Genomic DNA, 26,022 nt, shown 5'->3' on the forward strand with positions numbered 1-26,022 from the left:
GATCAGGCCTACAACGGTGTATTCAAAAAAGCACTTGGGGAATGGAGTATTGATTTTGAAAAAGCTTCGCGAGCGGAGTCAGCGAAAGGGTTTGTTCCAGTGGCAAAACGGTGGGTGGTGGAGCGGAGTATTGCTTGGACAAACTTCTTCCGTCGGCTAGTAAAAGACTACGAACACACGCTGAGTTCATCAATAAACTGGCTTTATTTGGCTAACATTCAGCTAATGCTACAGAGAATACCCTCAGAATCAAGCACCTAATTCCCCAACACGCTCTTACTCTCTTTAAACCTACCCAACTCAGGCGTTTCCGCTGTCGCCGGATGCTGATTTTCTCACTAACCTTGCCCGCCGGGACGCGCCAACTGTCGCAGGTGGCCCAGAAATGGAGACTTTTTAAAACCTGCCTTACTGCGGCCTGCCCGTTGTCGCTGGATGCTGAAAATGGAGAACCGGCATTATTGCTGCACCCAACGCCCGAAAGGGCTGATGGATGAGGAAGCTACTTGCCTGAACACGAGGACTTTCAACCTTTACACCCTTTTCCTTGTTGGGCTGCAAACTTTCTTTCGGGGGCGAGCAACCTGTCGCCCGACAAGCCACCCACGCAGAGCGCACAAAATCACATTAATGCTCTGTAAAAATGAATAAACCCTGATTGTTTTTCTTGCCAAAATAGCAAATAGAAATCGGTACCATCTTTAATTGGGCATTTCCCTCTCCTTTTGAAAGTCCATACCATTCTTTATCTGTGAGTTTCTGTTTTGTCCCGTCACCAGAAATTTTCGTGTATGTTACTTCAATTTTAGAATTTCGTTCGTCAATGTAGCCAGCATTCAGGTGAATTTCATAAGCAAAATTTCCTTTACCAATTACCGCCCTATTAAGGGGTTTAGTTTCTCCCTCGGAAAGGTATAAGCTATGTTGTTCTCCAACAACTTCACGTATTGTTTTTGTAAGTTCTCTTCTCAGAATCTTTGCTCCGTTGTATGACTTTTCATATTTGATGCATCTATATTGCCTTAAATCAAAAGGCACATCTTCTATATTTTGAGTTAACAAAATTACTTGCTCTACATTTTTAAAGCTATGTGCTATACCTAATTCATAAAAAACGTTGGGATTCTGATTTGTCAAATCAGCAACCACTAAACTAGCAGATGAAATATTTTCAAGCACAGTTGTCATAATATGTGGCTGGCTTATTTCATCGGCCCTTTTGCACGTAAAATTTATTTCATCAGATTCTAAACTTTCTTTTATAATGTCATATACTTCATTAAATTCATTGGCAAACGGCATAAGTACAAAACAGTATTGTGGCTTTTCGTAGAGTGATGAATTACTGAAGAGGGATTTGGGGTACATCGTTTTACTGGTTAAAGTAGTAATTTGAAAATAGTCAATTTCATTATTGATAGGACTGTCCTTTTCATTGGGACACGACTCTACAAACTTAAGCCTAACCTGTCGCCAAGACGCTGAAATGCAAAACCCAACCTGCCTAACCGGAGCGTACACTCTGTCAGCCGCAACCCGCCGGACAAGAAAAAAACCTAACCTCTACGGCCTGCAACCTGTCGCCGGGACGCTGCCTTGCAGACACTTGATGAGCGAACACCCAACGCCCGAAAGGGCTGATGGTGGACGAACTATTCTCTGAACATGAGGCACTTTCAACCTTTTCACCCTTTCTCGGTTGGGCTGCAAACTTTCCTGTGGGACGTGCTGCCTGTCGACGGATAGCGACCCCACGCAGAGCGAATCACTACGCACATAGCCCTATACCTTTAACAAGCATTTAGACTTAGCTGCCAATACCACCACTCTCTTTTTCAATTAAAACCTCGACGGAAAAACCCGTTTTTGTTTTAGCCACAATATCAGCTGTATGTAACAAGTAGCCAACCGGAATTTCTCTTTTCGCGTAATATCTCAACGTATCATGTGCAGTCTCCTGTTCTTCGGTACTGACGCTCCCGTTGTAAATATCAGTTAGTAGTTGATCTACTTCCTTGCTTGCTGGTTTTATTTCAATCTTGGTTTTAGATTTTTTCATTTGAAAGGAATTTAATTTTTGAAGCCGTTTGCTAGGTTATCTTGCTCTACAGTGTTTGGCTTGTCAACCGAAGCCGCCTAACGAATTTAAGCCTACAATACGAGACCTTCGTTCTGTCGACCGCAAGCCCACTTTTGAGTTTTTCAAGCCTGATTCACTCAGGCGGTCAACCTGTCGCCCGTGACCCACCCCACAAGCACTGCTTGTTGTGTTCACCCAACGACCCCATGTGTTGATGGCGACGTAGGAGCCTTTACACACATGGCCGGTTGGGCTGCCAGCTTTCCTTTAGGAGTGAGCTGCCTGACAAGCCAACCACGCGAAGCGCACAGTAAGGCACATACTGAATACGAATTTTTAAGTCCTATAAACGAGTTTAAACCATACTTGAATTCGATCTAAGTTTGAAAAATCAAGATTTCCCGTTATAAATTCAGATGGTGGTATGCTTATTTCATAATAGCTGAAAACAGACCGATAACTTAGATTAAAATCAGAGTTGTAACCAAATCCAGCATCAGCATTGGCAAAGTCCGCATTGGTTAGTAGTCTGTTCTGTACATCATTGATATTAGCTTTTCTCCCTCGAAGTACAATAGATACAGGATCAGGATCATTAGTTCGTTGATATAACGCTCCTGATTGATAAAGTGTGGCATTGAAAGTGTTCGATAAATCTTGGGTCATTACGCCAACAAAACTAATTTTTATGCTTTGCAGTATCGCATAACTTTTATCTGTCAGCGTTCCAGAAGCATTCGTTAGTTCCGTTGATGGATCAATAGTAAATCTGAGGATAGCCGACTTTGGCGATGAGATAAAATCTTGAATTTGATCTTTATTAAAATTTAATTTATAGGTATATGGAGACCATAGAACTCTATTCACAAAATTATTATAATTAGTTCTGTATGTGGTTACAGTTGAAAAATCTACAATACTGTTGTTATAAGCAACAAGTACATTATTAGCTGCTTCCTGATCGTTCAACTCATTCAAATCGGCTTCTAAGTCTGGATGAAAATATCCATAATCATAACGAATCAGATTTGACAAATCAGTAAATTCAAGTATTTCTAGACTTCTTATCGCATAAAAAACTTGTTCGATAAGAAAATCCATATAAAACTGTGATCGTTTAATTATGTGAGCAAACTGCACTAAAAAATTATTAGCCCCTAAACCAAGCGTTGCTGCTTGATTATTTATTTGCTCAGCAACTAGCCCAAAAGCTTTAATTTGCCGATTGGCAACAACTTCATCATAACCAAGTAACTCAAGATCTTTTTTAGCGATTAACACCTCATGCATGTTATCGGCTTTCTGTCCCAATAATGTGTCTAATTCTGCATCTCCAGTCTTAACTCCCTTGATTTGACTTATCGCTTTGTTAATATTGAGAATAATTTCTATATTATCTTTAAATTTATTAGCGTTTTTATCAAATTTACCGATAGCACTAATAAAGTCGTCAGCACTACTAATTAGTTTTTCATGGGTAGTATCTTTTGGTTTCTTATTTCCGTTGGCTACATCGATAAACTCTCCAATGGCAGTTTTTGCTTCTTTAATTGATTTAATTTCCTCAATAGCGTCGATCATCTTGCTGCCACTTTTTGCGATTGTCATTAAGCCTTGAGCAGCCGCTACTAAAGTAGCACCAGCCGTATATATGGCTCCCACTACGGCAACAACAACCTCTACATATGCGAAAATCTCTGCAAAACCTATTCCATGATGTTGATTAGCAAGAAATTGTTTTCGCGCATCTATTTCATTTGAAAGTTTCTGATCGATTTTAATACGTTTATCTATATCATCCTGCTTTTGTTTTATTAAGGGTTTAATCTTGGAATTTAAATTAATAATGATAGACTGTTGGTAGGCTAACACACTCGCTGACTCTGCATTTAAAACTGTTTGAATATTACTTTTTATGTCAGCAATATTATAATAATTCTCAGCGATTCTCCGAATCTCTGCTACAAGGCCATAATAACCCAGATAAGTTTTTTCATATCCCTCAAAATCAGGTGCTATGTCAATTGAGCGAGAGACGCCTAAAGGTGTATGTAACAATTTAATTCTTTGTGTTAATTCAATAGCCCTTTGATTTTTTGTATCAAGTTTAACTGCATCGCCTAACTCGTTTAAAGCTAAACTGATTATAGCAGTACTGCTTCCTAATTTCGGATTCTTATATAAATTTGAATTATTTACTGCTCTAAAGTAGTACTCCCCAATAGTAGTTTTATAAGTACTCCAGTCAGAAGATATCTGAGCAGCTTGCTTGAAAAACGTCTCTTCGTCTAGAACTTCCTCTATTATTTCTCCATCTTTTCCCAAAGGACCTGCATCTCCTTTGGGCCCTGTAGGCCCTAATTTGTTTATTAGGTCCCCCGCAATATACATGTATATTCGTGGGCCTGCTTCAGGTTCTGGTTTAACCCCCATGCGGTATGTGCGTCCACCCGGTCCACCTTCACCACCTTCGCCTGGGACACCTTGATTTAATGAAATATTTACTTTATTATACACGGGAGATTCAAGAGTTCTTAGAAACAAATATCCTCCATCACCGCGTGCCCCTCCTGGCTTTCCCTTTCCTCCCACTGATCCGGGCACCTCGAGTTGAACTTTACTCGCGCTAACCAAATTGCCTATTTCTGTTCCATATGCGTTACTTCCCGCATCTCCTTGACCGCCCTTTGTCCCCTCTCCTCCATTCAGGTTTACACTAATATCAGTTGCGTATTTCGCCAAAATAGTTATTTGTTTTCCGTTTGAACCCTTAACGGCTATTTGGTTCCCATCTAACTTAAGAGGAAGAACTGTTATTGGTTGATTGTTACCTTCAAAGTGTGTCGATAAGAAATACAAGTTAATATTGTCCAATTCTACAGGCTCAACTACCGTTATTTTCCTAGCCGTAAAATACAGTGTATCTTGACCAGGTTCTATCATGGATACTAACCGTTTCAAAAGTGATTGAGTTAGCGTGATTTCATCACGTAGATAATTTGTCATTGTCTTTTAAATGTATAGTGAACAATTTTAAAATTACTAGTTGAAATTTGAAAGTGCCTAACGCTCAAGTTTCTGGTGTCGACCGACGCCTTTTCAGAGTCTATCAGCACCCAAGTGTCGCTTGTTAACAGCGAGCCGATCCGCTTACAAACGCTGGCCTGTCAAGAAGGGCAGCCTGTCGACCGATGCCCAAATTGGCACATAAAAGCCTGCCTGTCAATCAAGTTCGGTTTGTCGACTGGAGCCGCCGAACGTGCACTTGATGAGCGAACACCCAACGCCCACAGGGGCTGATGGGTGAGGGTGCTACTTGCCTGAACACGAACCACTGCCAATCTTTACACCCCTGTTTGGTTGGGCTGCAAAGCCTCCTCCGGGACGTGCATCTTGTCAGCGGTAGCCTGCCCACGCGAAGCGAGCATAATGCACGTTCCGATTTTCAGACCAGCGCGAAGCTTAGCAACGTAGCGAACCCACTTTTGTCAGGCCGCCTAATCAGGGCCTTTCCGGTGTCGCAAGTGACCTGGCCAACTGGTCAAAGCCCGAATTTGTGGCGGCTGACCTGTCGACCGGAAGCTGACCAACAAGCCCGAAAGCCTGCCTGTCGGGGCGGCTCCACTGTCGCCGGGAACCCACCTTTGACGCCCATTATGTTATGTTCACCCAACGCCAATGAGTGTTGATGGTGGGCGCACAATTCACTGAAACAAACGTACCTGCACCTTTACACACTCATTTGGTTGGGCTGCCCACTCTCCTTCGGGGCGTGCGGCCTGTCGCCAGACAGCCGCCCACGCGGAGCGAAATTTTGAGAAGCATGAACTTCTCTTAATTGTACCTTTCAAGAGTATTTTGTATTTCTATGTAATGGTCATCTAATTGAAAACCAGCCGTTTGAAGAAATTTCAAGATGGCTTCCATATCGCCCTTCATTGCTAATATTTGCTGCTTTAACCTTATTTCTGTTTGTGCTTTTTCTGTTGGCGAAAGAAGTGCCAATTGTGGATAAATAGCACTCCAAAGTGCGTAATTATTCTGCATGGATTGCTCCAGAACCCTTACATGTAGAAGTACACTGTCGGGTAGGCGTTGCAAATCTGATGCAGAAATTTTTTGTAACGTTTGGCCGTAAATTTTACTGACCATTGAATTCCCCTCCTGCTCAATTTTCATTTTGTGGTCGCCTGTATGTTCAGGAACAGGTTCGCCTTTCTCTTTTTTGATAAAGCGCTGAACTTGATCAGCAATTTGGTCAAGTAAACCAACTGCTGACGTAGCGGCTCCAATGATTGTGGTTATCGTAGCAATGTCTAACATATTTTTAAAGTTTAGGATTAAACTCAATTTTTCGAGCAACAGCCAAAATTCAACAACACAACGAATCCGCTTTGCCCGACTCGATTAACCGGGGCGTTCGACCTGTCAGCTAGAACCCAGAAATGAAAGCCAAAAGCTGCCTTGCTGGACGTGCGGACTGTCGACCGAAAGCCAGAATCTGAAGCAATGCTTTTACGCATCACCCAACAAGTATATGTACGAAACTTCGCTTAATATCAAGCTATTGAATATCAGTTATTTGATATTAAGTGCCTGGTAAATTATCTGTACTTTTGCTAAAGCCTGTGCCTGCTGTAAGAATAGAATAAAGGACCGGCATATGCAAGATAATGGCAAAAAAAGTTACGCTGATCACCGCTACGTTTATTGTACGGTCGTGGGACATTTACGGGTTCCCAAACTACTTTTTCGGGAAGGATAAAAATCTGTATCGCTTCGACTCGCGGGGCCAGGTAAAAAAGAACAAACGTGTTGTCATTGGCACGACCCAGGGATATATCCTGAAAAGTAAATTTTATAGCCTGGCTCAACTCCGCACCTTATTGCGACAACATGATATTAAAGATAATCCAGTGGGCTTTTAAAGGTGCTTATCTTATCGGCTGTGACGTGGGTGTATCATATGGTCGTCAGTATACTCTCATAACCCAACAATTGTTGAATAAAGCGGATATCTGTGCCGGATTCTAACAAGTGGGTTGCGAAAGAGTATCTATTAAAAACAACCAAACCTATAAGGTCTGTGAGACCTTATAGGTTTACACTATTACTTCACTGTAAAATCCGAATCTTTCAGGCCTTTGTTGATCTTTACGTTATCCACCGACATGGTCATGGGGCCGCGGGGCGACTGCTGGACTATGGTCATCGGGAACTTGATGCCACCCGTATCCTTGTAATCCGAATACACCATGCTGTTTTTCATTTCGCCCTGCGGCCCTCTTCCAGTGGTTACGGATTGCACTTTCAACCCTGTCGTAACGTCGAAATTATCGGTCCAGGTGGCAGCTCCGTCGGCGGTGGTGTGGCTGAGCTTATAGGTGTCTTTCCCGTCCACTTTTTCGGGGCCAACGAGCGTGGTTTTTACGCCATTCTCCGCGTAGTGCAGTTCGGGGAAAAGCGTGTTCATCATCGTCATTTGCTGGGCAGCCGGGCCATCGAGCGTACGACTGCCCTGCATACCGCCCATCGCTACGTTGGTGCCGTTGCCAGTTTGTTTCATCACCTCCATGCCATTGGCGTTAATTACCATCGAAAACATGGCGGGCGTCTTCTGCTTGCGCGTCACGATAATTGCGTTTCCGTTCATGTCGGACGACATGTTGGTCGTTAGGTCCGTGACCTTCATGAGGGCTTCTTTGCCACCAATGGCGGTAATGTAGTTAGCCAGTATCTCATCGGCCGTGGGTGTAGACTGAGCCGCAACCCAGTGACCCATCGTCAGCAGCAGGCCGACGATCAATCCTATTTTTTTCATGTTTTTCCTGTTAGTTTTTCGCCAAATATAGTCGTTCAGCCAACAATCGGCAAGGGGATTTACGGCGCTGACAATCAACTTACTGGAACAGTGAAGAGCCCGCCAGATAAACCCCGGCCCCGGCCAGATAGCCAATCAGTGCCAGCCAGCTTATTTTTCGCAGGTACCAGCCAAAAGCCATCTTTTCCATACCCATTACGGCCACGCCCGCAGCTGACCCAATGAGCAGCAAGCTCCCGCCCGTACCGGCACAGTAGGCCATAAACGTCCAGAGTTTACTATCTACCGGATAGGTTTGCAGGTCATACATACCCATCGACGCAGCCACGATGGGCACGTTGTCGACCACGGCAGATACGACACCGATGAGAACGACAATGCTATCCAGATTACCCACCGCCCGATTTAGTGAATCGGCCAGTTCACGCAGCACACCCGTTGCTTCCAGGGAGCCAACGGCCAGCAGGATGCCCAGAAAAAACAGGATGCTCGGCGTGTCGATACGACTCAGGGCGTAAGAGGCCGTAAACTTCTTACGCTGAGCGTCGTCTTTATCGCTGTGAATGATTTCGGAAGCGACCCAGATCAGGCCCAGCACCATCATCATGCCCATGTACGGCGGCAGATGCGTGACCGCTTTGAACACAGGGACAAACAGCATACCGCCCAGCCCGATGGCCAGCATCGTGCGCCGGTCCCGGCGGGTAATGGGCGTAACATACGGACGGCTGGGGCCAAGGTACTCGGCCGGGATTGGGGGTAACGGCTGGGGTTTATACACACGGGTCAGTATAGCCAGCGGCACCAGCAATGATACCAGACTGGGCAACAGCATGTTACTGATGATATGAAAGGCGGAAATTTGTCCCCCAATCCAGAGCATAGTCGTGCTGATATCGCCAATCGGCGACCAGGCTCCACCGGAGTTGGCCGCCAGGATAATCATTCCCGCCATAATCTGCCGGTCTTCCAGATCCCGAATCAGTTTGCGGATCACCGTTATCATCACAATGGAGGTAGTGAGGTTGTCCAGCAGGGCCGACATGAAAAACGTTAACAGGCTAATCAGCCAGAGCAGCGTACGCATATTCCGGCTGGCAATGCGGTCGGTGATGAGGGTAAAGCCATCGTGCACATCAATCAATTCCACTACGGCCATAGCCCCCATGAGGAAGAAAAGAATCTCGGCCGAGTCGGTCAGATGATGCTCCAACTGCTGGCCAATGGCTTCTTTGTCGCCCCCCAGCAGTGCGTAGGTAGCCCAGCAAACAACACCGGTAATGAGCGCGGTAGCTGTTTTGTTGATCTTGATGGAATGTTCAACGGTAATCAGTACATAACCGGCAATGAAGATAAGCGTAAGCAGTACAAGCATATACAGACAATAATTGCGCTGAGCGGTAAAAAAACATCGGCTCAGCGTAATGAAAAATAAACCGCCCCACGGCTTAAATTTTGTGGCGGGTGAGTAATTTCCGGCTAATTCCTGTTATCCCATTGTGAATCCCATTAGCCCGATGTTCATTATTCATGTTGCTTCGCTGGGGCCGGATGGCATGGCGTTGTTCCCGTTTATTCTTGTCCGGCATCGGCACCCCGGCCCTACCCTGCTCAACCACGAATGTATTCACCTCAGGCAGCAGCTGGAACTGGGGATTCTCCCCTTTTACCTGTGGTATGTCATCGAATACCTGATCCGGCGGATTCAGTATCGGGATCATTATACGGCTTATCGACATATCTGCTTTGAGCGTGAAGCCTTCGCAAACGACCGGGACCTGAACTACCTCAACACCCGGCGTTACTGGGCATTCCGGCGTTATCTTACCCAGGACACCCGGCCATAACCCAATAACTGTCCTTTATTGGTCCGACGATTCGGTTGTCAGTTGTTTACGGCCTAGGCCAGCTACCATCACCAAAGCCGATGATAGCACCAGCAGCAGCATGGGAATGCCTTCCCGGAAACCGATTAATCGTAAATCTTCGGGAATATTCAGGTACAGCAACACCGTTATCAGCCCCCGGGGCGCAATCCATAACAGCGGCCCCATCGGTCCCCTGTACGTTAACCGGAGCGTTACCCACCGCCAGGCCACAATAACCAGTAAAAAAAGGCCGCTGACAATGAGCGCATCGGTTTGAACCAGGTCCTGCGGAACGGCTGCGTAGCCAAAAATCAGGTAAAAAAAAGTACGGACCACAAACGCCCCCTCGGCGGTTAGATTCTTGAGCTGGTCGAGTTCTTTTTCAAACAGATCATTCTTAAAAATACGACTCAGTCGCCCCCGGATAAACAGGTCTGTATTGTTCAGAAACAGGCCAAAAATCAGAATCAGCAACAGGGACGACAGGTGATTTATTTCGGCCAGCGCGTATACCAGGAACAGGACCGAGATAATCGGCAGAAATTTAATCCGGTGGTTGATACGGCCAATCAGGTAGAGCAATAAAAAACAGCAGCCCAGTGAAATAACGGCCATCACCAGCGTGTCGCGGGTGAAGGACAATACAGCACCCAGCACCGAATTGCGACTAAGGAGCAGGAAATTGAACGCCATAATGCCCAGTATGCTGGCGTAGGCCGATTCATACACGGCAAACTCCCGTTGCCCGTCCGTCAGGCTGGTTATGATCTGCGCTGTCAGTGAACTACTGACAATGGAAAAGGGTAACGCGGCAAGCAGGCAATGGTAAAACGAGTCGTTCAGCAGTAGGTAGAGCATACTGGCCATCAGCAGCGTTCCGCCAATAATGCCAAGCAGGGAAGCCAGCAGCGTCCGGCGCAGCATACTCAGCCGCTCGGCGTGCAGTTCCAGATCCAGTCCACCTTCCAGCACGATCAGAATAAGCCCCAGCGTACCCAGCGTTGGCAGAATAGTGTTGACGTATGGCACCTGAACGGCAAAGTACTCCGTTACCTGCCGGGTAATCATCCCCAAAAGTAACAGCAACAAGACGGAGGGCGTTTTGAACCGGCTGCTGAACAAGTCGAAGGCGTACGAGATTAGTACCGATAAGCTCAGGACTATAATCAGAATTGATGAATCCATATGAACAGTCGGTCAATGTAAGCGGCCCCTTTGCTGACTTTTATTTCCGTCCGTAGTAATACAAATTCACCGATGAGGCACTGGCCCGCTCGCTGATGGTGAAAAAACCTTTATTGTCTTTATCAAAGCAAATAGCTTCGCCCTGCGGCTCGGCCCGTATGGTCAGCTGGCGGCTGTTGCCAAACTGTAAGGCATCGGAAATGGACTGGCCGGCGTTTCGTTTGTAATAATATACCTGCGTGTAGGTACGAACCAGCATTTCGGATCCGTCGGGCGAGATAGCCGCACTCGTCACAAATGTTATAGGTAACTCACCGTAGGCTTTTGCCACCGTTATCTGATTGACATCCTGCGGGTAAGGGAGGCTATACAGATGCACTTTCGTTTCCCGCTTCGAGATGATGTAAATATCTTTGGTAGCCGGGTCAACAAACATGGCTTCGGCATCGCGGGGGCCATCCGGATAGCGAAAATTAATCCGGGCAACCTGCGTAATGGGTGTTTGCAGCGACGCAGGTTCGGGAAACCGGTAAATTTGGGATATGTCGTGATTGGCATTATTATCGCCAATTTCCCCAATGTAAAGGTAGTTTACCCCATCAGTCGGCCCCGGCCCAATGGACAATTCCTCCCAATCGCGGTTAGCAACGTTGGGAACACTGATTTTCCCTTTTACCACTCCATCGTGACCCAGCAGTGACAGGTCGGCTGAGTTCCCGCTATCCTCCTCAATCCACACATTGCCGGGCTGGCTGCGGCTATCGGCCATGCCGGATGCTTCATCAATCTGTCCGGCGGTAACAGGCGTAGCAGTAGGGTCTGAGACAAACTGAGCCTCGTACACTCCCGGTACTGTGAGTTTGCAGGAAATAATTGCCAGACTAAAAACCAGCAAAACAAAATTACGCATGAAAATTCGGGTTGTTTCAGTTGCCAAAGTAACGAACAGATAAAGTAAAAGTGATACCCTTACCTTAATAAAGCTATCGACATCATCCGGTAACGCATTCCCCCAGGTCTGAAACTATTGCCGTGTTCTGCGTCATTCAGCGGCAATGTTTGCAACCCGGTGATGGACAGTTGGGCTGCCAACCATTAGTTTTTGGGCCAGTGGTGCTTTGGTTACCAAACATCTTTATTCTACTAATTGCTTTTTGCTATGCGTAATTCCCTACCCTACCTGCTGGCCACGCTGGTACTTGGTTTCCTGGTAAGTTGTGCCTCCCGCCCATCCGCTAAGTCAGACAATAGCTGGGTTCGTATTTTTGATGGTAAAACACTGGATGGCTGGAAACTCACGACCGAAAGTCCGGGAACATTCAGCGTACAGGATGGCGCTATTGCAGTGGCCGGTCCACGGGCACACCTGTTTTACGAAGGGCCCGTAGGCAACCACAATTTCAAGAACTTCGAGTGGAAAGCACTGGTGAAAACCATGCCCGGCTCCAACTCCGGCATGTTTATTCATACAGCCTATCAGGACAAAGGATGGCCTAGTAAAGGGTACGAAATTCAGGTAAACCAAAGCCATACCGACTGGCGTAAAACGGGCAGCGTTTACGGCCTTCAGGATGTGAAGGAGGTATTCGTGAAAGACGATGAATGGTATACGGAACACATTATTGTGCAGGGTAAAAAAGTAATCATTAAGGTAAACGACAAGATTATCAACGACTACACGGAACCCGACAGCGTTAGTAACGCCAACTCACCAAAAAAACTCAGCAGCGGCACCATTGCCCTTCAGGGCCACGACCCAAAAAGTAAAGTCTACTTCAAAGACATCATGATTAAAGTGCTGCCCGATTAAAAACGTCCCTAATTTCTGGCCGTGCAGCAACGTAACGATGGCCTCTTCGCTGAAAACACCCAACCAGGAGAAACGGTTAAACTTACCGTTTAGGTAAGCAAAAGTTACCTGATAATACCCTGTAGATATGGGTCAGCGACAGGGACACCGTATTCGCGGGTTGGTAAACATAAAGGTCATTCTTTTTTACGGGTAAACCCACGCCCCTTTTAGCGGATTACCGCTAAAAGGGGCGTGTAGCTATTGACGCCCGGATACGGCTTAATTTTCCGGGCCTTACAGTCGCTTATTTCCCTATCTTGTGGAGCGATTATACGGGTACAAACCAGCCATGTTTTTTCTTCCAGATGCGTCAACGCTTACTCCTGTCTTTAGCTTATTTATTTCTGTACCAATCTGCCCCCGGCCAAACGCCAAAGTCTGACAGTTTATTCGTGCAGGCGGCAAAACAACAGGCTGTCAACCAGTACGAGCAGGCTTTTTCAAAGCAGGAACATGTGTACGAAGGGAATGAATACATCGCCCACGACCACCGCATAAAAATCCATCCGTTTTACCCAACCGACAGCCTGCTGACGGGAACAATCACCTACAACGATATTCGCTACCACGACGTACCCATGTTGTACGATATTGTTCGGCAGGAAGTAGCCGTTCAACCACCGGAAGGCGGGTACCGGATTCGGCTTCACACCAATAAAGTAGGTAATTTTTCGCTGGGTCAGCACCGGTTTATTCGACTCGAAAATGACAGCACGTCGGGCATTGAGCCCGGCTTTTACGAACTGCTGCTCAATGGTCGGACGCAGGTACTGGCGCAACGCGTAAAAACCATTCATGAAGATATTTCGAGCGGGACTTACATGGCCGATTATCTGGTCAAAGACCGTTTCTTCATCCGCAGAGACAGCCTGTACCATGAGGTGAAAACAAAACGGTCGGTGCTTGCCCTGTTTCCAGACCAAGCCAAAGCCCTGCGAAAATACCTTCGTGCCAACCACCTCAAATTCAAGGACGAACAGCGCGAAATGTCGATTACGCGGGTGGCAAAACAGTATGAAGAAATAACCCGTTAAACATGGCCCAATTCTACCGCACTTTCTTCCCATTACTGCTACTGACGATGCTGGCTATAGCCTCGCTGGCACAGTCACCGGCTGATAAGCCGGTTAGTGGTACATTCGAGCAGGTACGTTTTGAGCAGTTTGCCCAGACCATTGAAGCCCAGACCGCGTATCGGTTCTTCTTCAACCCCGCCGAAGTCGATAGCCTTGTCGTTACGCTGAACGTTGAAAATCAACCGGTACGGTCGGTACTGCAACAGCTTTTTAACGGCACAAAATACCAGTATGCCATTGATAATCAACTGCGCGTCTATATCACCATTGACCGGGTGATTCGGACGGAGCTGCCTATTGCTTTTTTCCGGGGTGGGCTACCCGGCTCGTCAACCGACTCCACGCTGAACGATTACCTCTCCCAACAGCAGAAAAAACGCCCGGAACCCGAAGCGAAGGTGTATGAAATTGGGAAACGAACCTCCCCCATCCGACCCGGCCGCTCTACCCTGTCCGGCTACGTGCGGAATGTAGCCTCCGGCGAACCCATTGTGGGGGCCGCCGTGTACGTCGAAAATCCGCGTATCGGCACCGTATCCGACCCCTTTGGCTTTTATTCCGTTACCCTGCCCCGTGGCAAACATGACCTCAAAATCAGGAGTATCGGCCTGAAAGATACCCGCCGACGCATTATCGTTTACTCGGACGATAGGTTCGACATTGAGATGGAGGACGACGTGATTGCGCTGAAAGAAGTGGTTATCGAAGCGGAAAAAGACAAGAACATTTCGGGCCTGCAAATGGGGCAGGAACGGATTGATATCAAAAGTATCAAGCAGGTACCCACAGCCCTGGGTGAAGCCGATATACTGCGGGTTATTCAGACACTACCGGGTGTGAAAACGGTGGGCGAAAGCTCCACCGGCCTCAACGTGCGCGGGGGTGCCACCGACCAGAACCTGATTCTGTACAACGATGCAACGATTTATAATTCGTCGCACCTGTTCGGCTTCTTCTCCGCCTTCAACCCCGACATGATTAAAAGTGCCGAACTCTACAAAAGCGCTATGCCGGCAAAGTTTGGCGGACGCCTGTCGTCGGTGCTGGATGTGCAAACGCGGGATGGCAACAAGAAGAAGCTTGTCGGGTCGGGCGGTATCGGGCTGCTAACGGGCCGACTAACGCTGGAAGGCCCCATCCTGAAAGATAAAACCTCGTTTATTGTGGGCATCCGCTCCACCTACTCCGACTGGCTGCTGCACCAGTTGCAAAACGAGTCGTTTCAGAAAAGTCAGGCGCAGTTTTATGACCTGAATCTGCACATAACCCACGACATGAACGAACGGAACACGTTTTACCTGACGGGCTACGCCAGCCGGGATAAGTTTCGACTCAACAGCGATACGGCCTATGCCTACCAGAACAAGACTGTTACGCTGAAGTGGAAACATGTCATTACCAACAAACTGTACAGCGTTTTCACGGGTACTTACAGCGGCTACACTTACAGTGTGTCGAGCGATAAAAATCCGGTCAATGCCTATGATTTGGGCTTTGGTATCCATCAGACACAGGTGAAGGCTGATTTTAATTTTTTCCCGACCAATCAGCACACGGTGGATTTTGGCGTCAGTGCTACCTACTACAAACTCCATCCCGGCACGTTTCAGCCCAAAGGCGAGGCATCGCTGATAGTTCCGGATATTGTCGCCGATGAACAGGGGCTTGAAAATGCGCTGTACATCGGCGACCGCTTCGACCTGAGTCCCCGGCTCTCCATAAGCGGTGGTCTTCGCTACTCACTGTACACCTATCTGGGTGCCCGTTCGGTGTATAACTACGTGCCGGGGCAGCCTAAAACGGTGGGTAATATCAGGGATACGGTAGCCTACACAAACAACCAGCCCATCAGTACCTACCAGGGGCCGGAGTATCGGCTGTCACTTCGGTACGCCCTGTCCGGTACAGCTTCGGTGAAAGCGAGTTTCAACCGAACGCGGCAGTATATTCAGATGCTGTCCAATACCACCGTTATTTCGCCAACCGACATTTGGAAGCTGAGCGACCCCAATATCAAACCGCAGATTGGCGACCAGTACGCCGTTGGCCTGTACAAGAACAATCGCACCAATACCATCGAACTATCGGTAGAAGCGTACTACAAAACCATGCAAAACCGGCTCGACTACCGGGGCGGGGCTTCGCTGATTCTGAATCATCACATCGAAACCGACGTCATCAACGCCGAGGGACTAGCTTACGGTGTTGAGTTCCTGGTTAAAAAAACAACGGGCAAACTGAATGGCTGGCTGAGTTATACCTATGCCCGTACCCTGCTCCGTACTACCAGCACGGGTAACAGCGAAACCATCAATCAGGGCAATTACTACCCCAGCAGCTTCGACAAACCGCACGACGTTACGCTCATCAGCAATTACAAAATAAATCGCCGGTTTAGCCTGTCGTTCAATTTTACGTATAGCACGGGGCGACCCATCACGCTGCCGGTGTCCAAGTATTACCTCGATGGAGCCGCCCGGCTGCTGTATTCAGAGCGAAACCAGTACCGGATTCCTGACTATTACCGCGCCGATGTGGCTATGAACATCGAAGGAAATCATAAAGTCAAGAAACTGGCGCACAGCTCCTGGACGGTTTCTGTCTACAACCTGCTTGGACGGCACAATGCCTACTCGGTCTATTTCAAATCGGAGAATGGGGTCATAAAAAGTTATCAGCTCTCCATTTTTGGCAATCCGATTCCATCGGTCACGTATAATTTTAGATTTTAAGGCGATGAAAAAACTAAGCGACAGCCATATAAGCCTGTTTTTGTCATTGTATTTTTTGTCGTTGCTCACGGGTTGCGTAGACCCGTACCGGCCACCCGAAATCACCTCGCCCAACAGTTATCTGGTCGTGAACGGCTTCTTCGACAGTGCCCCCGGCGCCACAACGACCATCTCTCTGTCGCGTACTCAGAACCTGGCTGACCCTAAACTTCCCACCGCCGAAACCAAGGCTGTGGTGACTATCGAGATGCCCAACAAAACGGCCTATACCCTGAAAGAAGGCACCAGCGGAGCATATACCCTGACGGGCGTTATGCCGGTAGTGGGTGAAACGTACCGCCTGCACATAAAAACCAAGGGGCAGGATTACTATTCGGACTACGTGCCGGTGGTACCAACGCCCCCTATCGACAGTATAAGCTGGCGGGCAGAAAACGATGGTCTGCAAATCAATGTGAACACGCATGACCCTACAAACAACACCCACTATTACCGCTGGGATTTCGCATCGACCTGGGAATATTACACGCTGTACAACTCCCTGCTGGAGATAAAAAACACCCAGATTGTGGATCGACTGCAATCCGTTTTCCGGTGCTGGGGTAGCGATAACTCCACCAACATTATAACAACATCCACCAACCGGCTGAGCCAGGATGTAGTGAGTCAGTTTCCGTTGTTGCACATACCCAGCACCTCCATCAAGCTGGGGGTCAAATACAGCATTATGGTCCGGCAGATTGGGCTGACCCAGGCGGGTTTTGAATACTATGACCAACTGGCCAGAATAACCCAGAACGTCGGCTCTATTTTCGACCCGCAACCGACGCAGATTACGGGCAATATTCATTCGGCCACCACTGCCAGCGACCTGGTGCTGGGCTTCTTTCGGGTCGGCACGGTCGATAGCAAACGCCTGTTTATTAGCCGCAGTCAGCTACCGTTTGGCTGGAATACCTACACCGGACTTGGGGGATGTACGATGGATACGCTCAGTAAAAAAGATGTACTCGATATGAAGCCAGCCATTATCAGTTATGATGAGCTGACAAAGATGTACTTCACTACGTCCGAGGATTGCGCCGATTGCCGGACGCGGGGTGGCGTAATCACAAAGCCTGACTTCTGGAAATGATATCAACACCTTCCCGCACCCCTTTCCTGAATGCACTACTACTGTTACTGGTCTGTAGCCCATCGCTGTTTGGTCAGACCCCAAACCCGTCGGTAGCCATAACAAAGGCATTCGATACCTACCGTCGGCAAACGCTGGCCGAAAAACTGTTTGTTCATACCGACCAGGCCGGTTACCTCACCGGCGAAACCCTCTGGTTCAGTATCTATTACGTGGATGGTACGTATCACAAACCGCTTGATATCAGCCGGGTAGCTTATCTGGAATTACTGGATAAAGAAGGTCGCTCAGTAGTACAAACGAAAGTAGCACTCACTACAGGCGGAGGAAATGGCAGTCTCTTTCTGCCCGCATCCCTGCGGTCGGGCCTGTACCGGATGCGGGCGTATACCAACTGGATGAAGAACTTTAGTGCCGACTATTTCTTCGAAAAAAACCTGACCATCGTCAACCCCTTCACCCCCATCGACCCGCCACTACCCAAAGCCATCACTGACTACGACATCCAGTTTTTCCCGGAAGGCGGCAATCTGGTACAGGGGCTGGCCAGTAAAGTAGCCTTTAAAGTAGCCGACTCAACCGGGCACGGTATACCCGTTCGGGGGTGGCTCATGAGTGGACAAAGCGACACACTGGTCCGGTTTGCATCCCACAAGTTCGGGATGGGAACGTTCCGTTTTACCCCTACAGCCAATACTACTTATCGGGTTCTAATGCAGGACGAAAGTGGTCGTTCGTTTATGCGGTCGCTCCCATCCATTCAGCCGCAGGGATACGTAATGCGGCTGGAAGAAGCTCCCGGGGATAAACTAACCATCACCGTTAGCACTACCGTTGATGGAGCTTCAGCGGTGTATCTGTTTGCCCATACCCGCAATGCGATTAAAGCCGCCGAAATGCACTCTATTCAGGGCCAGTCCGGACAGGGAGAAACAACCTTTACACTCGATAAAAACGTGCTGGGCGAAGGCATCTCGCACTTCACCGTTTTTGATGCCAGCCAGCAGCCTGTTTGCGAACGGCTGTACTTCAAACGGCCCACACCGGTAGCTATCTCCTTAAAAACCAGCCAACCCACGTATGCTTCCCGTACCAAGGTGATGCTGGACATGTCGGTACAGGCACCCGCCAACAACAGCCACCAGACTAAGCTGTCCGTGGCCGTCTACCGGCTCGATTCGCTGGCGACTACTCATTCAGAAAACATCCTGAGTTATTTGTGGCTGATGGCCGACTTGTCCGGCTCCATCGAATCACCGGCGTATTACCTTCAGGAAGAATCCGATGCGGTGAAGCAGGCTACTGACAACCTGATGCTAACCCACGGCTGGCGCCGGTTTCGCTGGTCGGATATGCTCCAGAATACACCCGCTCCCGTTAATGCGTTTACCCCCGAAATTAACGGCCCTATCATTCAGGGAACCGTTACCGACCCCGTTTCGGGTAAACCCCTGTCCAACAGACTTACGTACCTATCGACACCCGGCAAACCCATTCGGCTATATGTATCGCGGAGTGACTCCTTGGGGCGAATTCGGTTCGAGATGCAGGATTTCTACGGAACGAAGAACATCATTGTGCAAACGACTCCGAAAGACAGTCTGGACAAACTGACTATAACCAACCCCTTCATCGAATCCACGTCACTACTTTCGCTACCCCCGCTCATGCTACCCGAATCGCGGGCCGATCAGCTCCTGAGCCGGAGTGTAGCCATGCAGGTACAATCCACCTTCTGGGGCGACCGTGCCGGGCAGTATCGTGGCCCCGTAGTGGACAGTACGGCGTTTTATGGTAAGCCCAGCGAATCGTATCTGCTGGATACCTATACGCGTTTTCCGCGCATGGAAGAGGTACTGCGCGAATATGTGCTGGGGGTGATGCCCCGCAAACGGCAGGGGCGATTCCACCTGGATGTGCTGAACGCGCCTTACCGGGCCATTTTTGAGCAAAGTCCACTGGTGATGATTGACGGAGTACCGGTGTTTGATATGGAGAAGGTGATTGACTTCAGCCCCCTGAAAATAAAGCAGCTGGATGTAGTCACAAACGCCTACCTCATCAGTCCGGCCCTGTTTTACGGTGTCATCAGTTTCATGACGTACAAAGGCGATCTGGCGGGCTTTCCGCTTGATACCCGACTGCTGAAACTCGACTATGATGGCCTGCAACGGCAACGGGAATTTTACGCCCCCCGCTACGACCGCCCCGCCAGTCGATTACCCGATGGGCGTACCCTGCTGTACTGGAATCCGGCCTTGAAAACCAGCGCCCAGGGGAAAACCCAGCTTGATTTTTACACCTCCGACCAGACCGGCACGTATGTAGTGGAAGTCAACGGATTGACGAACGAAGGGCATGCCGGGTATCAGCAGACACTTTTCAATGTAAAAAATACCCCGAAGTAGGTGAGTACAGTACGGTGAAATTTCGACCAACCCGGACTTTTACTACGAAGGCCCTATTTTGTCTGTCATTTCGCCCTGTACCTGTACACCCTACACCCTTATGAATCGATTCCTTTTTCTTTTGCTGCTACTCCTGAACAGCCTTTGTACCGCTCGGGCGCAGTCTAAACCCCTCGTTACCAGTCAAACGGCCACCGGCAATACCGCTAAGCCCTGGACCTACTGGTGGTGGATGGGCAATGCCGTCAACGAACCCGATATCACCAACCTGCTCGAACAGTTTGCCAAAGCCGGGCTGGGCGGAGTTCACATCATCCCCATCTACGGGGTAAAAGGCTTCGAAAAGCAGTTTATTCCTTACCTGAGTGACCGCTGGATGGCGGTTTTTGCCCACACGGTTCATGAGGGGAAACGGCTGGGATTGGGTGTTGACCTAACCACCGGCACGGGTTGGCCCTTCGGCGGCCCCGGTGTAACTTCGGATATGGCGGCTAAAGCCTGGAAGGTAGAAGACGGGAAACTAACCTCCGTCCTGACAAAGCAACAGGTAAAACGCCCCGCACCGGGTGCCCAGGGACCGGTCATTGACTACTTCAGTAAACAGGCCGTTGCACAGTATTTAAAACGCTTCGACTCCACCCTGACCCAACTCCCGGAGCGGCCCAGGGCGGTGTACAACGACTCCTACGAAGTATATGGGGCCAACTGGACGGATAATTTCCTGGCTGAGTTCAAGGCCCGGCGGGGGTACAACCTCAACAGTCAACTAGCCGCTTTGCAGGATACGACCCAAACGCCCGAAAGCATCCTGGTGCATCAGGATTATCACCAGACCCTGTCCGAACTCCTGCTCGATGGCTTTGCGAAAACCTGGGGTAACTGGGCTACCAAAGCCGGGTATTTATCCCGCAATCAGGCGCACGGTTCACCGGGTAATCTCATCGACCTCTACGCCCAGGCCGACATTCCCGAAACGGAATCATTCGGATCCAGCCGTTTTCCCATTCCCGGCCTGCGGGTCGATGCCAGTTACAGTGTCGAGCAGTTTGGCACGCCGAATCCGCTGGCCATGAAATTTGCGTCGTCGGCCGCGAACCTGCTGGGCAAACCACTGGTCAGTTCCGAAACGGGGACCTGGCTGGCCAATCATTTTCAGGTATCCCTGTCGCAGATAAAGCCGCAGATCGATGAGTTGCTGGCGGCTGGTATCAACCATATTTTCTACCATGGCATCCCCTACTCGCCCCCGTCCGAAGGGTGGCCCACTGTGGATTCGCCGGGATGGTTATTTTATGCCTCGACGAACTACGGTCCTACGTCGCATTTATGGCCGCATCTGCCCCTGCTGAATCAGTACATCGAACGCTGCCAGACACGCCTGCAAACCAGCAAATCCGACAACGATGTGCTGCTATACTTTCCTATCCATGATTTGTGGGCGACGCGGGCCAGGTCGGCGGGGGGGATTCATCAGCTGGAAGTTCACCATGTAGAGCAGTGGCTATTGCCGCAACGGGTCGGGCAACTGGGCGAACAACTGGCACAGCACGGCTACGCCTTCGACTACGTGTCCGACGACCTGCTGACGAAACTCACCGCCAGTCAAACCGGTATTCGCAGCCCGTCGGGAGTTACTTATAAAGTGGTGCTGGTACCCCGCAGCACGTATTTACCCGAAACATCGCTCCGGCAACTGGAGCGGCTGGCCCGGCAGGGTGCCCGGATTATTTTCGACGGACCGCTGGCGCAACAGGCACCGGGTTTCTACAACCATGAGGCCCGCTCGGAACAGGTAAAACAACTCGGCCAAACGCTCCTGAAACAGAAAGCCGTAACCGGCACAACGGATGTTTTCAGTGCGCTGTCCAGATCAGGCATCCGGTCAGAACCCTGGGCTGCCGAAGGGCTGTCGTTTATCCGCAAACGGCGCGGTGCCGATACCACGCAGTATTTTATCACGAACCTGGGCAACCAGTTTCATCAAAACTGGATTACGCTGTCGGCAACGGGCCGTGTGAGTCGGTATGACCCGCTGACGAATCAAGCGGAAACAGCACCCGTTCGGACAGGCAAAAATGGGCAGAATGAGGTATTCCTTCATCTCGAACCCGGTCAGTCCTGCTTTATCAACGTCAGCGCCGGAACGCCCAACGTCGTGAATACGGAAGCCCAAAAACGCCTGACCAACCAGCCTGTCGGACCGGCCATTTCACTGACTAACTCTTGGCAATTCCAGTTTCTAAATGGCAGACCGACTCTAACGACAAAAGTCACGATGCCCGGTCCCGGCTCCTGGGCAACCGTATCGGACTCGGCAGGGTATTTCTGGGGAATTGGCCGGTATACGACTACCTTCGATTTACCCGCCGGAACAAAAGCATCACCCTACCTGCTGAGCCTGGGCGATGTACGGGAAGTAGCCGACGTACGGCTAAACGGGGAGTCGATTGGTACGGCCTGGTGCATCCCCTATCAGTTGACCCTACCCGCCGACAAACTAAAACCCAGTAATAACCGACTGGAAGTTGACGTTACGAACCTGTCGGCCAATTACATGCGGCTCTACGACCGAATCCATCCGGAGTGGAAGAAATTTTATGACATCAACATCGTGGACATCCGCTACAAACCCTTCGATGCGACGAAATGGGATGCCCTGCCTTCCGGGCTACTCGGGCCGGTTACGCTGACGCCAGCTGGTTCTTTGGCGGATAAGTAATTCCTCTTTTCAGCTGCCGCCAAAGTGGGTATATTTAGCCCCTTGACGTATTCTTACCCCATGAAACAACTGTTTGTTCCTTTCACCCTGCTATTGGCAGTTCTATTCATCGCGGCTACACTAACCACCCAGCCTCTGTTGCCCGGCGCAGCCAGTGACTGGCCCGAGTACCTGGGTGGCCCCGACCGAAATCACTACTCGACGCTCACCCAAATCAATGCCAGCAACGTCAGCCAACTGAAGATGGCGTGGCAGTACCACACCCTGGATTCGGGGCAGATTCAGTGCAATCCCATTATCAAAAACGGGGTTTTGTACGGCATGACGGCCACTACCCAACCCTTCGCCATCAATGCGGCAACGGGTACGCCAATCTGGTTGCGCAAAGATAGTATGGCCATGAACGGAGCTATCCGTTCCAGCAGCACCAGCCGGGGACTTGTTTACTGGGAAGATGGTGCCGACCAGCGAATTCTATTCACGAATGATTCCTGGCTCTACGCCGTGGAAGCCACCACCGGCAAGCCCGTAGTGGGTTTTGGCGAGAGGGGCCGTACCAGTATGAAAGCTGGGCTGGGGCCAACGGCAAAAGATAAAATGGTTATCTCCAATACGCCCGGAACCGTTTTCGAAGACCTTATCATCATGCCCATGCGCCTGTCCGAAGGAGCCGATGCGGCACTGGGGCACATTCAGGCGTTTAATATCCGAACCGGCAAGCTGGCATGGGTTTTCCATACCATTCCCGAGCCGGGCGAATTTGGCTACGATACCTGGCCCAAAGAAACGTACAAAAATACCGATGTGGGGGCCGCCAACAACTGGTCGGGGATGGCTGTCGACCGGCAGCGGGGCATTGTATTCGTGCCCACCGGCTCGGCGGCCTTTGATTTTTACGGCGGCAACCGGGCGGGCCAGAATCTGTTTGCCAACTGTCTGCTGGCCCTTGATGCTAAAACCGGCAAGCGGCTCTGGCATTACCAGCTCGTTCACCACGATATTCTGGACCGCGATGCCCCTGCTCCGCCCAACCTCGTGACGGTGACGCACAACGGGAAAAAGGTGGATGCCGTGGCGCAGGTGACTAAGCAGGGGTACGTCTTTTTGTTCGACCGGGAAACGGGGAAGCCCCTGTTCCCCATCAATGAAGTACCCGTTCCGGCTTCCGACGTAGAGGGTGAGCAGGCATGGCCCACGCAACCCATCCCGACCAAACCGGCCCCCTACGCCCGGCACTCGTTGAAAGCCTCCGATATTAGTCCGCTGGCCGAAAATCGGCAGGAACTCATTGCGACCCTGAAACGCAGCCGCTACGATGGAGCTTTTACGCCCCTCAGTGCGCAGGGCACTATCATTTATCCCGGTCTGGATGGCGGTGCCGAGTACGGGGGTGCCGCCGTTGACCCCAACGGAATCATGTACGTGAACAGCAACGAAATGGGCTGGCTGATTTCGCTCAACAAGAAACTATCCAATGAGCAGCTTGCCCAGCTTAGCCCCGGTCAGCGGGTGTACACCACCACCTGTTCGCCCTGCCACGGAACCGAACGGCAGGGTAACCCGGCCAGCGGGTTTCCATCGCTGGTGAACATCCAGAAACGGCGGAGTCAGGCCTACGTGAATAATATCGTTTCGCACGGGAAAGGCATGATGCCCGCGTTTACGGGTCTGTCGGATACGCAGAAGCAGGATTTACTGGCGTATCTGTTTGGGCAGGAAAAGGCAGAATCAGGTGTGGCCAGTGCCCGTGAACCGGGCCTGAGTCAGGCCGAACAGGCGAAATCGAACGTACCTTACCGCATATCGGGCTATAGTAAGTTCCTGGACAAAAACGGCTATCCCGCCGTGAAACCACCCTGGGGTACGCTGAATGCCATTAACCTCAACACCGGCGAATACGTCTGGAAAACGGTGCTGGGAAACTATCCAGAACTAAAAACCAAAGAGCCTACCGGGTCGGAAAGTTACGGCGGCCCCGTTATTACAGCCAGTGGGCTGCTCTTTATTGCGGGGACGAAAGATGCCCTTTTACGCGTATTCGACTGCAAAACGGGGAAACAACTTTGGCAAACCCAGCTCCCGGCGGCCTGCTTTGCCACACCCAGCACCTACGAAGTAGCGGGTAAACAATACATTGTGCTGGCCTGCGGAGGGACCAAACTGGGTGCGCCAAAAGGAGAGAGTTACGTAGCTTTCGCCCTACCGTAGTCATGCCCATGTCCAGTACAAATCAGGCTATCGGCATCGACCTCGGTGGTACCCGCATCAAAGGCGTCCTCATCGACACCCAGACGGGGGCGGTTATCGAGAAACGGATGACGCCCACCAACGACGGCGAAACGAACAATTGGAAGGAAGCGGTAGCCCAAACGGTACGCGACCTGAAAGCCATATCCGGACAGTCCATTCTGGGCGTAGGGATGGCAGCACCGGGTTTGCCCAATGTGGGTAATTCGGCCATTGCTTACATGCCGGGCCGGTTGCCGGGGCTGGAAGGTTTCGACTGGGGTGAATTTCTGGGTGAGCGGGTCTGGGTGCTGAACGATGCCCATGCCGCCCTGATGGCCGAAGCCCGGTTTGGTGCCGCCCAACACATTGCCAACGCCGTGATGTTAACCCTGGGAACGGGGGTTGGGGGTGGAATGCTGGTCAACGGGCAGCTGTATCAGGGATTTTTCCAGATGGCAGGGCACCTGGGGCACATGACGATAGACGCCGACAGCGACCAGCTCGATGTTGCGAACGCGCCCGGTAGCCTGGAGGATGCTATTGGCAACACCACCGTTGGTCGACGGTCGTACGAACGGTACAAGAGTACGCATGAACTGCTGGACGGGTATAAACGGGGAGAACCACTGGCTACGCTCGTCTGGCTGACTTCCGTACGTCGGCTGGCGGGGGCACTGGCCTCCATTGCCAACTCGTTTTCGCCCGAACGAATTATCCTGGGCGGGGGCATCACCCAAGCCGACGATGCGTTGTTCGGTCCTTTGGCCACCTTCATGGATCTGTTTGAATGGCGGCCGGGCGGCAAAAAAACGACTATCTGCAAAGCCCATTTTGGGGAGTGGGCGGGTGCCATTGGGGCCGCGGCCAGTTTGCAGGCTTAGCTAACAGACCCCGTTGTGGTGTCGTTTCTGACCAGT

The 26,022-nt window shown here is 50.2% G+C and carries 20 protein-coding genes and 1 pseudogene; 12 read left to right on the forward strand and 9 right to left on the reverse strand.

Annotated features, from left to right (window positions below; genetic code table 11):
* Together B156_RS0109555 and B156_RS31295 are read left to right on the forward strand one after the other, a co-directional pair.
* Positions 1 to 261 (forward strand): annotated as a pseudogene (locus B156_RS0109555) (IS5 family transposase); the annotation flags it as partial.
* Between the two features lie 62 nt (positions 262 to 323).
* On the forward strand, positions 324 to 497 hold the full coding sequence (locus B156_RS31295; RefSeq protein WP_018619465.1) for a hypothetical protein: 174 nt from the start codon (positions 324 to 326) through the stop codon (positions 495 to 497).
* Positions 498 to 627: 130 nt separating this feature from the next.
* On the opposite strand, the gene B156_RS30255 is transcribed toward B156_RS31295, so the two are convergent.
* The 4 genes from B156_RS30255 to B156_RS0109580 all read right to left on the reverse strand — a co-directional run bounded on the left by B156_RS30255 (position 628) and on the right by B156_RS0109580 (position 6,403).
* Positions 628 to 1,302: a hypothetical protein gene (locus B156_RS30255; protein WP_157626981.1), complete on the reverse strand. Its 675-nt coding sequence runs from the start codon at positions 1,300 to 1,302 to the stop codon at positions 628 to 630.
* A 505-nt stretch (positions 1,303 to 1,807) separates the two neighbouring features.
* Positions 1,808 to 2,059 carry a hypothetical protein gene (locus tag B156_RS0109570; protein ID WP_018619467.1) on the reverse strand — a complete coding sequence of 84 codons (252 nt, stop codon included), beginning with the start codon at positions 2,057 to 2,059 and terminating at the stop codon, positions 1,808 to 1,810.
* Between the two features lie 357 nt (positions 2,060 to 2,416).
* On the reverse strand, positions 2,417 to 5,086 hold the full coding sequence (locus B156_RS0109575; protein ID WP_157626982.1) for a hypothetical protein: 2,670 nt from the start codon (positions 5,084 to 5,086) through the stop codon (positions 2,417 to 2,419).
* Positions 5,087 to 5,914: 828 nt separating this feature from the next.
* Complete coding sequence (locus B156_RS0109580; RefSeq protein ID WP_018619469.1) at positions 5,915 to 6,403, reverse strand: hypothetical protein; 489 nt, start codon at positions 6,401 to 6,403, stop codon at positions 5,915 to 5,917.
* A 350-nt stretch (positions 6,404 to 6,753) separates the two neighbouring features.
* Here B156_RS0109580 and B156_RS0109585 point away from each other — a divergent pair, with 350 nt between their 5' ends.
* A complete protein-coding gene (locus B156_RS0109585) occupies positions 6,754 to 7,008 on the forward strand; it encodes a hypothetical protein (RefSeq protein WP_018619470.1) in 255 nt (84 codons plus the stop codon).
* 34 nt (positions 7,009 to 7,042) lie between these two features.
* Here B156_RS0109585 and B156_RS30765 read toward each other — a convergent pair whose 3' ends face one another.
* From B156_RS30765 to nhaD, 3 genes are all read right to left on the reverse strand, one after another.
* Positions 7,043 to 7,153 (reverse strand): tyrosine-type recombinase/integrase, encoded by a 111-nt coding sequence (locus B156_RS30765; RefSeq protein ID WP_342664415.1) that lies wholly within the window; start codon positions 7,151 to 7,153, stop codon positions 7,043 to 7,045.
* 37 nt (positions 7,154 to 7,190) lie between these two features.
* Positions 7,191 to 7,901 carry a hypothetical protein gene (locus B156_RS0109590; protein ID WP_018619471.1) on the reverse strand — a complete coding sequence of 237 codons (711 nt, stop codon included), beginning with the start codon at positions 7,899 to 7,901 and terminating at the stop codon, positions 7,191 to 7,193.
* A gap of 79 nt (positions 7,902 to 7,980) precedes the next feature.
* Entirely contained in the window at positions 7,981 to 9,276 is a 1,296-nt protein-coding gene (gene nhaD / locus B156_RS0109595) for a sodium:proton antiporter NhaD (RefSeq protein ID WP_018619472.1), read from the reverse strand.
* Positions 9,277 to 9,418: 142 nt separating this feature from the next.
* Here nhaD and B156_RS0109600 point away from each other — a divergent pair, with 142 nt between their 5' ends.
* The gene (locus B156_RS0109600) at positions 9,419 to 9,748 is read left to right on the forward strand and encodes a hypothetical protein (protein WP_018619473.1); all 330 of its coding nucleotides are present in this window, start codon (positions 9,419 to 9,421) and stop codon (positions 9,746 to 9,748) included.
* Positions 9,749 to 9,763: 15 nt separating this feature from the next.
* On the opposite strand, the gene B156_RS0109605 is transcribed toward B156_RS0109600, so the two are convergent.
* The gene (locus tag B156_RS0109605) at positions 9,764 to 10,954 is read right to left on the reverse strand and encodes a cation:proton antiporter family protein (protein ID WP_018619474.1); all 1,191 of its coding nucleotides are present in this window, start codon (positions 10,952 to 10,954) and stop codon (positions 9,764 to 9,766) included.
* Positions 10,955 to 10,994: 40 nt separating this feature from the next.
* Positions 10,995 to 11,864, reverse strand: a complete 870-nt coding sequence (locus B156_RS0109610) for a hypothetical protein (protein WP_018619475.1) — start codon at positions 11,862 to 11,864, stop codon at positions 10,995 to 10,997.
* A gap of 249 nt (positions 11,865 to 12,113) precedes the next feature.
* Between B156_RS0109610 and B156_RS0109615 the strand changes: the two genes are divergently transcribed.
* The 8 genes from B156_RS0109615 to B156_RS0109650 all read left to right on the forward strand — a co-directional run bounded on the left by B156_RS0109615 (position 12,114) and on the right by B156_RS0109650 (position 25,986).
* Complete coding sequence (locus tag B156_RS0109615) at positions 12,114 to 12,764, forward strand: 3-keto-disaccharide hydrolase (protein WP_018619476.1); 651 nt, start codon at positions 12,114 to 12,116, stop codon at positions 12,762 to 12,764.
* A gap of 347 nt (positions 12,765 to 13,111) precedes the next feature.
* A complete protein-coding gene (locus B156_RS0109620; protein ID WP_018619477.1) occupies positions 13,112 to 13,840 on the forward strand; it encodes a hypothetical protein in 729 nt (242 codons plus the stop codon).
* A gap of 2 nt (positions 13,841 to 13,842) precedes the next feature.
* On the forward strand, positions 13,843 to 16,614 hold the full coding sequence (locus B156_RS0109625; protein WP_018619478.1) for a TonB-dependent receptor: 2,772 nt from the start codon (positions 13,843 to 13,845) through the stop codon (positions 16,612 to 16,614).
* Positions 16,615 to 16,618: 4 nt separating this feature from the next.
* A complete protein-coding gene (locus tag B156_RS0109630; protein ID WP_018619479.1) occupies positions 16,619 to 17,749 on the forward strand; it encodes a DUF4249 domain-containing protein in 1,131 nt (376 codons plus the stop codon).
* On the forward strand, positions 17,746 to 20,157 hold the full coding sequence (locus B156_RS0109635; protein ID WP_018619480.1) for a hypothetical protein: 2,412 nt from the start codon (positions 17,746 to 17,748) through the stop codon (positions 20,155 to 20,157). Before B156_RS0109630 ends, B156_RS0109635 begins: the two co-directional genes overlap by 4 nt.
* A 100-nt stretch (positions 20,158 to 20,257) precedes the next feature.
* Positions 20,258 to 22,876 carry a glycosyl hydrolase gene (locus B156_RS0109640; RefSeq protein ID WP_018619481.1) on the forward strand — a complete coding sequence of 873 codons (2,619 nt, stop codon included), beginning with the start codon at positions 20,258 to 20,260 and terminating at the stop codon, positions 22,874 to 22,876.
* A gap of 60 nt (positions 22,877 to 22,936) precedes the next feature.
* A complete protein-coding gene (locus tag B156_RS0109645; protein ID WP_018619482.1) occupies positions 22,937 to 25,084 on the forward strand; it encodes an outer membrane protein assembly factor BamB family protein in 2,148 nt (715 codons plus the stop codon).
* Between the two features lie 2 nt (positions 25,085 to 25,086).
* Entirely contained in the window at positions 25,087 to 25,986 is a 900-nt protein-coding gene (locus tag B156_RS0109650) for an ROK family protein (protein WP_018619483.1), read from the forward strand.
* The last annotated feature ends 36 nt before the right edge of the window (positions 25,987 to 26,022 follow it).

Origin of the sequence: Spirosoma luteum DSM 19990, assembly GCF_000374065.1 — a bacterium.
Taxonomy (GTDB): domain Bacteria; phylum Bacteroidota; class Bacteroidia; order Cytophagales; family Spirosomataceae; genus Spirosoma; species Spirosoma luteum.

What these genes read in the sequence shown, in the direction of transcription:
- B156_RS0109590 (WP_018619471.1), bottom strand. Translation starts at nt 7,901, where the DNA reads ATGAAAAAAATAGGATTGATCGTCGGCCTGCTGCTGACGATGGGTCAC.
- B156_RS0109615 (WP_018619476.1), top strand. Translation starts at nt 12,114, where the DNA reads ATGCGTAATTCCCTACCCTACCTGCTGGCCACGCTGGTACTTGGTTTC.
- B156_RS0109600 (WP_018619473.1), top strand. Translation starts at nt 9,419, where the DNA reads ATGTTCATTATTCATGTTGCTTCGCTGGGGCCGGATGGCATGGCGTTG.
- B156_RS0109570 (WP_018619467.1), bottom strand. Translation starts at nt 2,059, where the DNA reads ATGAAAAAATCTAAAACCAAGATTGAAATAAAACCAGCAAGCAAGGAA.
- B156_RS30255 (WP_157626981.1), bottom strand. Translation starts at nt 1,302, where the DNA reads ATGCCGTTTGCCAATGAATTTAATGAAGTATATGACATTATAAAAGAA.
- B156_RS0109640 (WP_018619481.1), top strand. Translation starts at nt 20,258, where the DNA reads ATGAATCGATTCCTTTTTCTTTTGCTGCTACTCCTGAACAGCCTTTGT.
- B156_RS0109605 (WP_018619474.1), bottom strand. Translation starts at nt 10,954, where the DNA reads ATGGATTCATCAATTCTGATTATAGTCCTGAGCTTATCGGTACTAATC.
- B156_RS0109645 (WP_018619482.1), top strand. Translation starts at nt 22,937, where the DNA reads ATGAAACAACTGTTTGTTCCTTTCACCCTGCTATTGGCAGTTCTATTC.
- B156_RS0109625 (WP_018619478.1), top strand. Translation starts at nt 13,843, where the DNA reads ATGGCCCAATTCTACCGCACTTTCTTCCCATTACTGCTACTGACGATG.
- B156_RS0109650 (WP_018619483.1), top strand. Translation starts at nt 25,087, where the DNA reads ATGCCCATGTCCAGTACAAATCAGGCTATCGGCATCGACCTCGGTGGT.
- B156_RS0109635 (WP_018619480.1), top strand. Translation starts at nt 17,746, where the DNA reads ATGATATCAACACCTTCCCGCACCCCTTTCCTGAATGCACTACTACTG.
- B156_RS0109620 (WP_018619477.1), top strand. Translation starts at nt 13,112, where the DNA reads ATGCGTCAACGCTTACTCCTGTCTTTAGCTTATTTATTTCTGTACCAA.
- nhaD (WP_018619472.1), bottom strand. Translation starts at nt 9,276, where the DNA reads ATGCTTGTACTGCTTACGCTTATCTTCATTGCCGGTTATGTACTGATT.
- B156_RS0109610 (WP_018619475.1), bottom strand. Translation starts at nt 11,864, where the DNA reads ATGCGTAATTTTGTTTTGCTGGTTTTTAGTCTGGCAATTATTTCCTGC.
- B156_RS0109630 (WP_018619479.1), top strand. Translation starts at nt 16,619, where the DNA reads ATGAAAAAACTAAGCGACAGCCATATAAGCCTGTTTTTGTCATTGTAT.
- B156_RS31295 (WP_018619465.1), top strand. Translation starts at nt 324, where the DNA reads ATGCTGATTTTCTCACTAACCTTGCCCGCCGGGACGCGCCAACTGTCG.
- B156_RS0109585 (WP_018619470.1), top strand. Translation starts at nt 6,754, where the DNA reads ATGGCAAAAAAAGTTACGCTGATCACCGCTACGTTTATTGTACGGTCG.
- B156_RS0109580 (WP_018619469.1), bottom strand. Translation starts at nt 6,403, where the DNA reads ATGTTAGACATTGCTACGATAACCACAATCATTGGAGCCGCTACGTCA.
- B156_RS0109575 (WP_157626982.1), bottom strand. Translation starts at nt 5,086, where the DNA reads ATGACAAATTATCTACGTGATGAAATCACGCTAACTCAATCACTTTTG.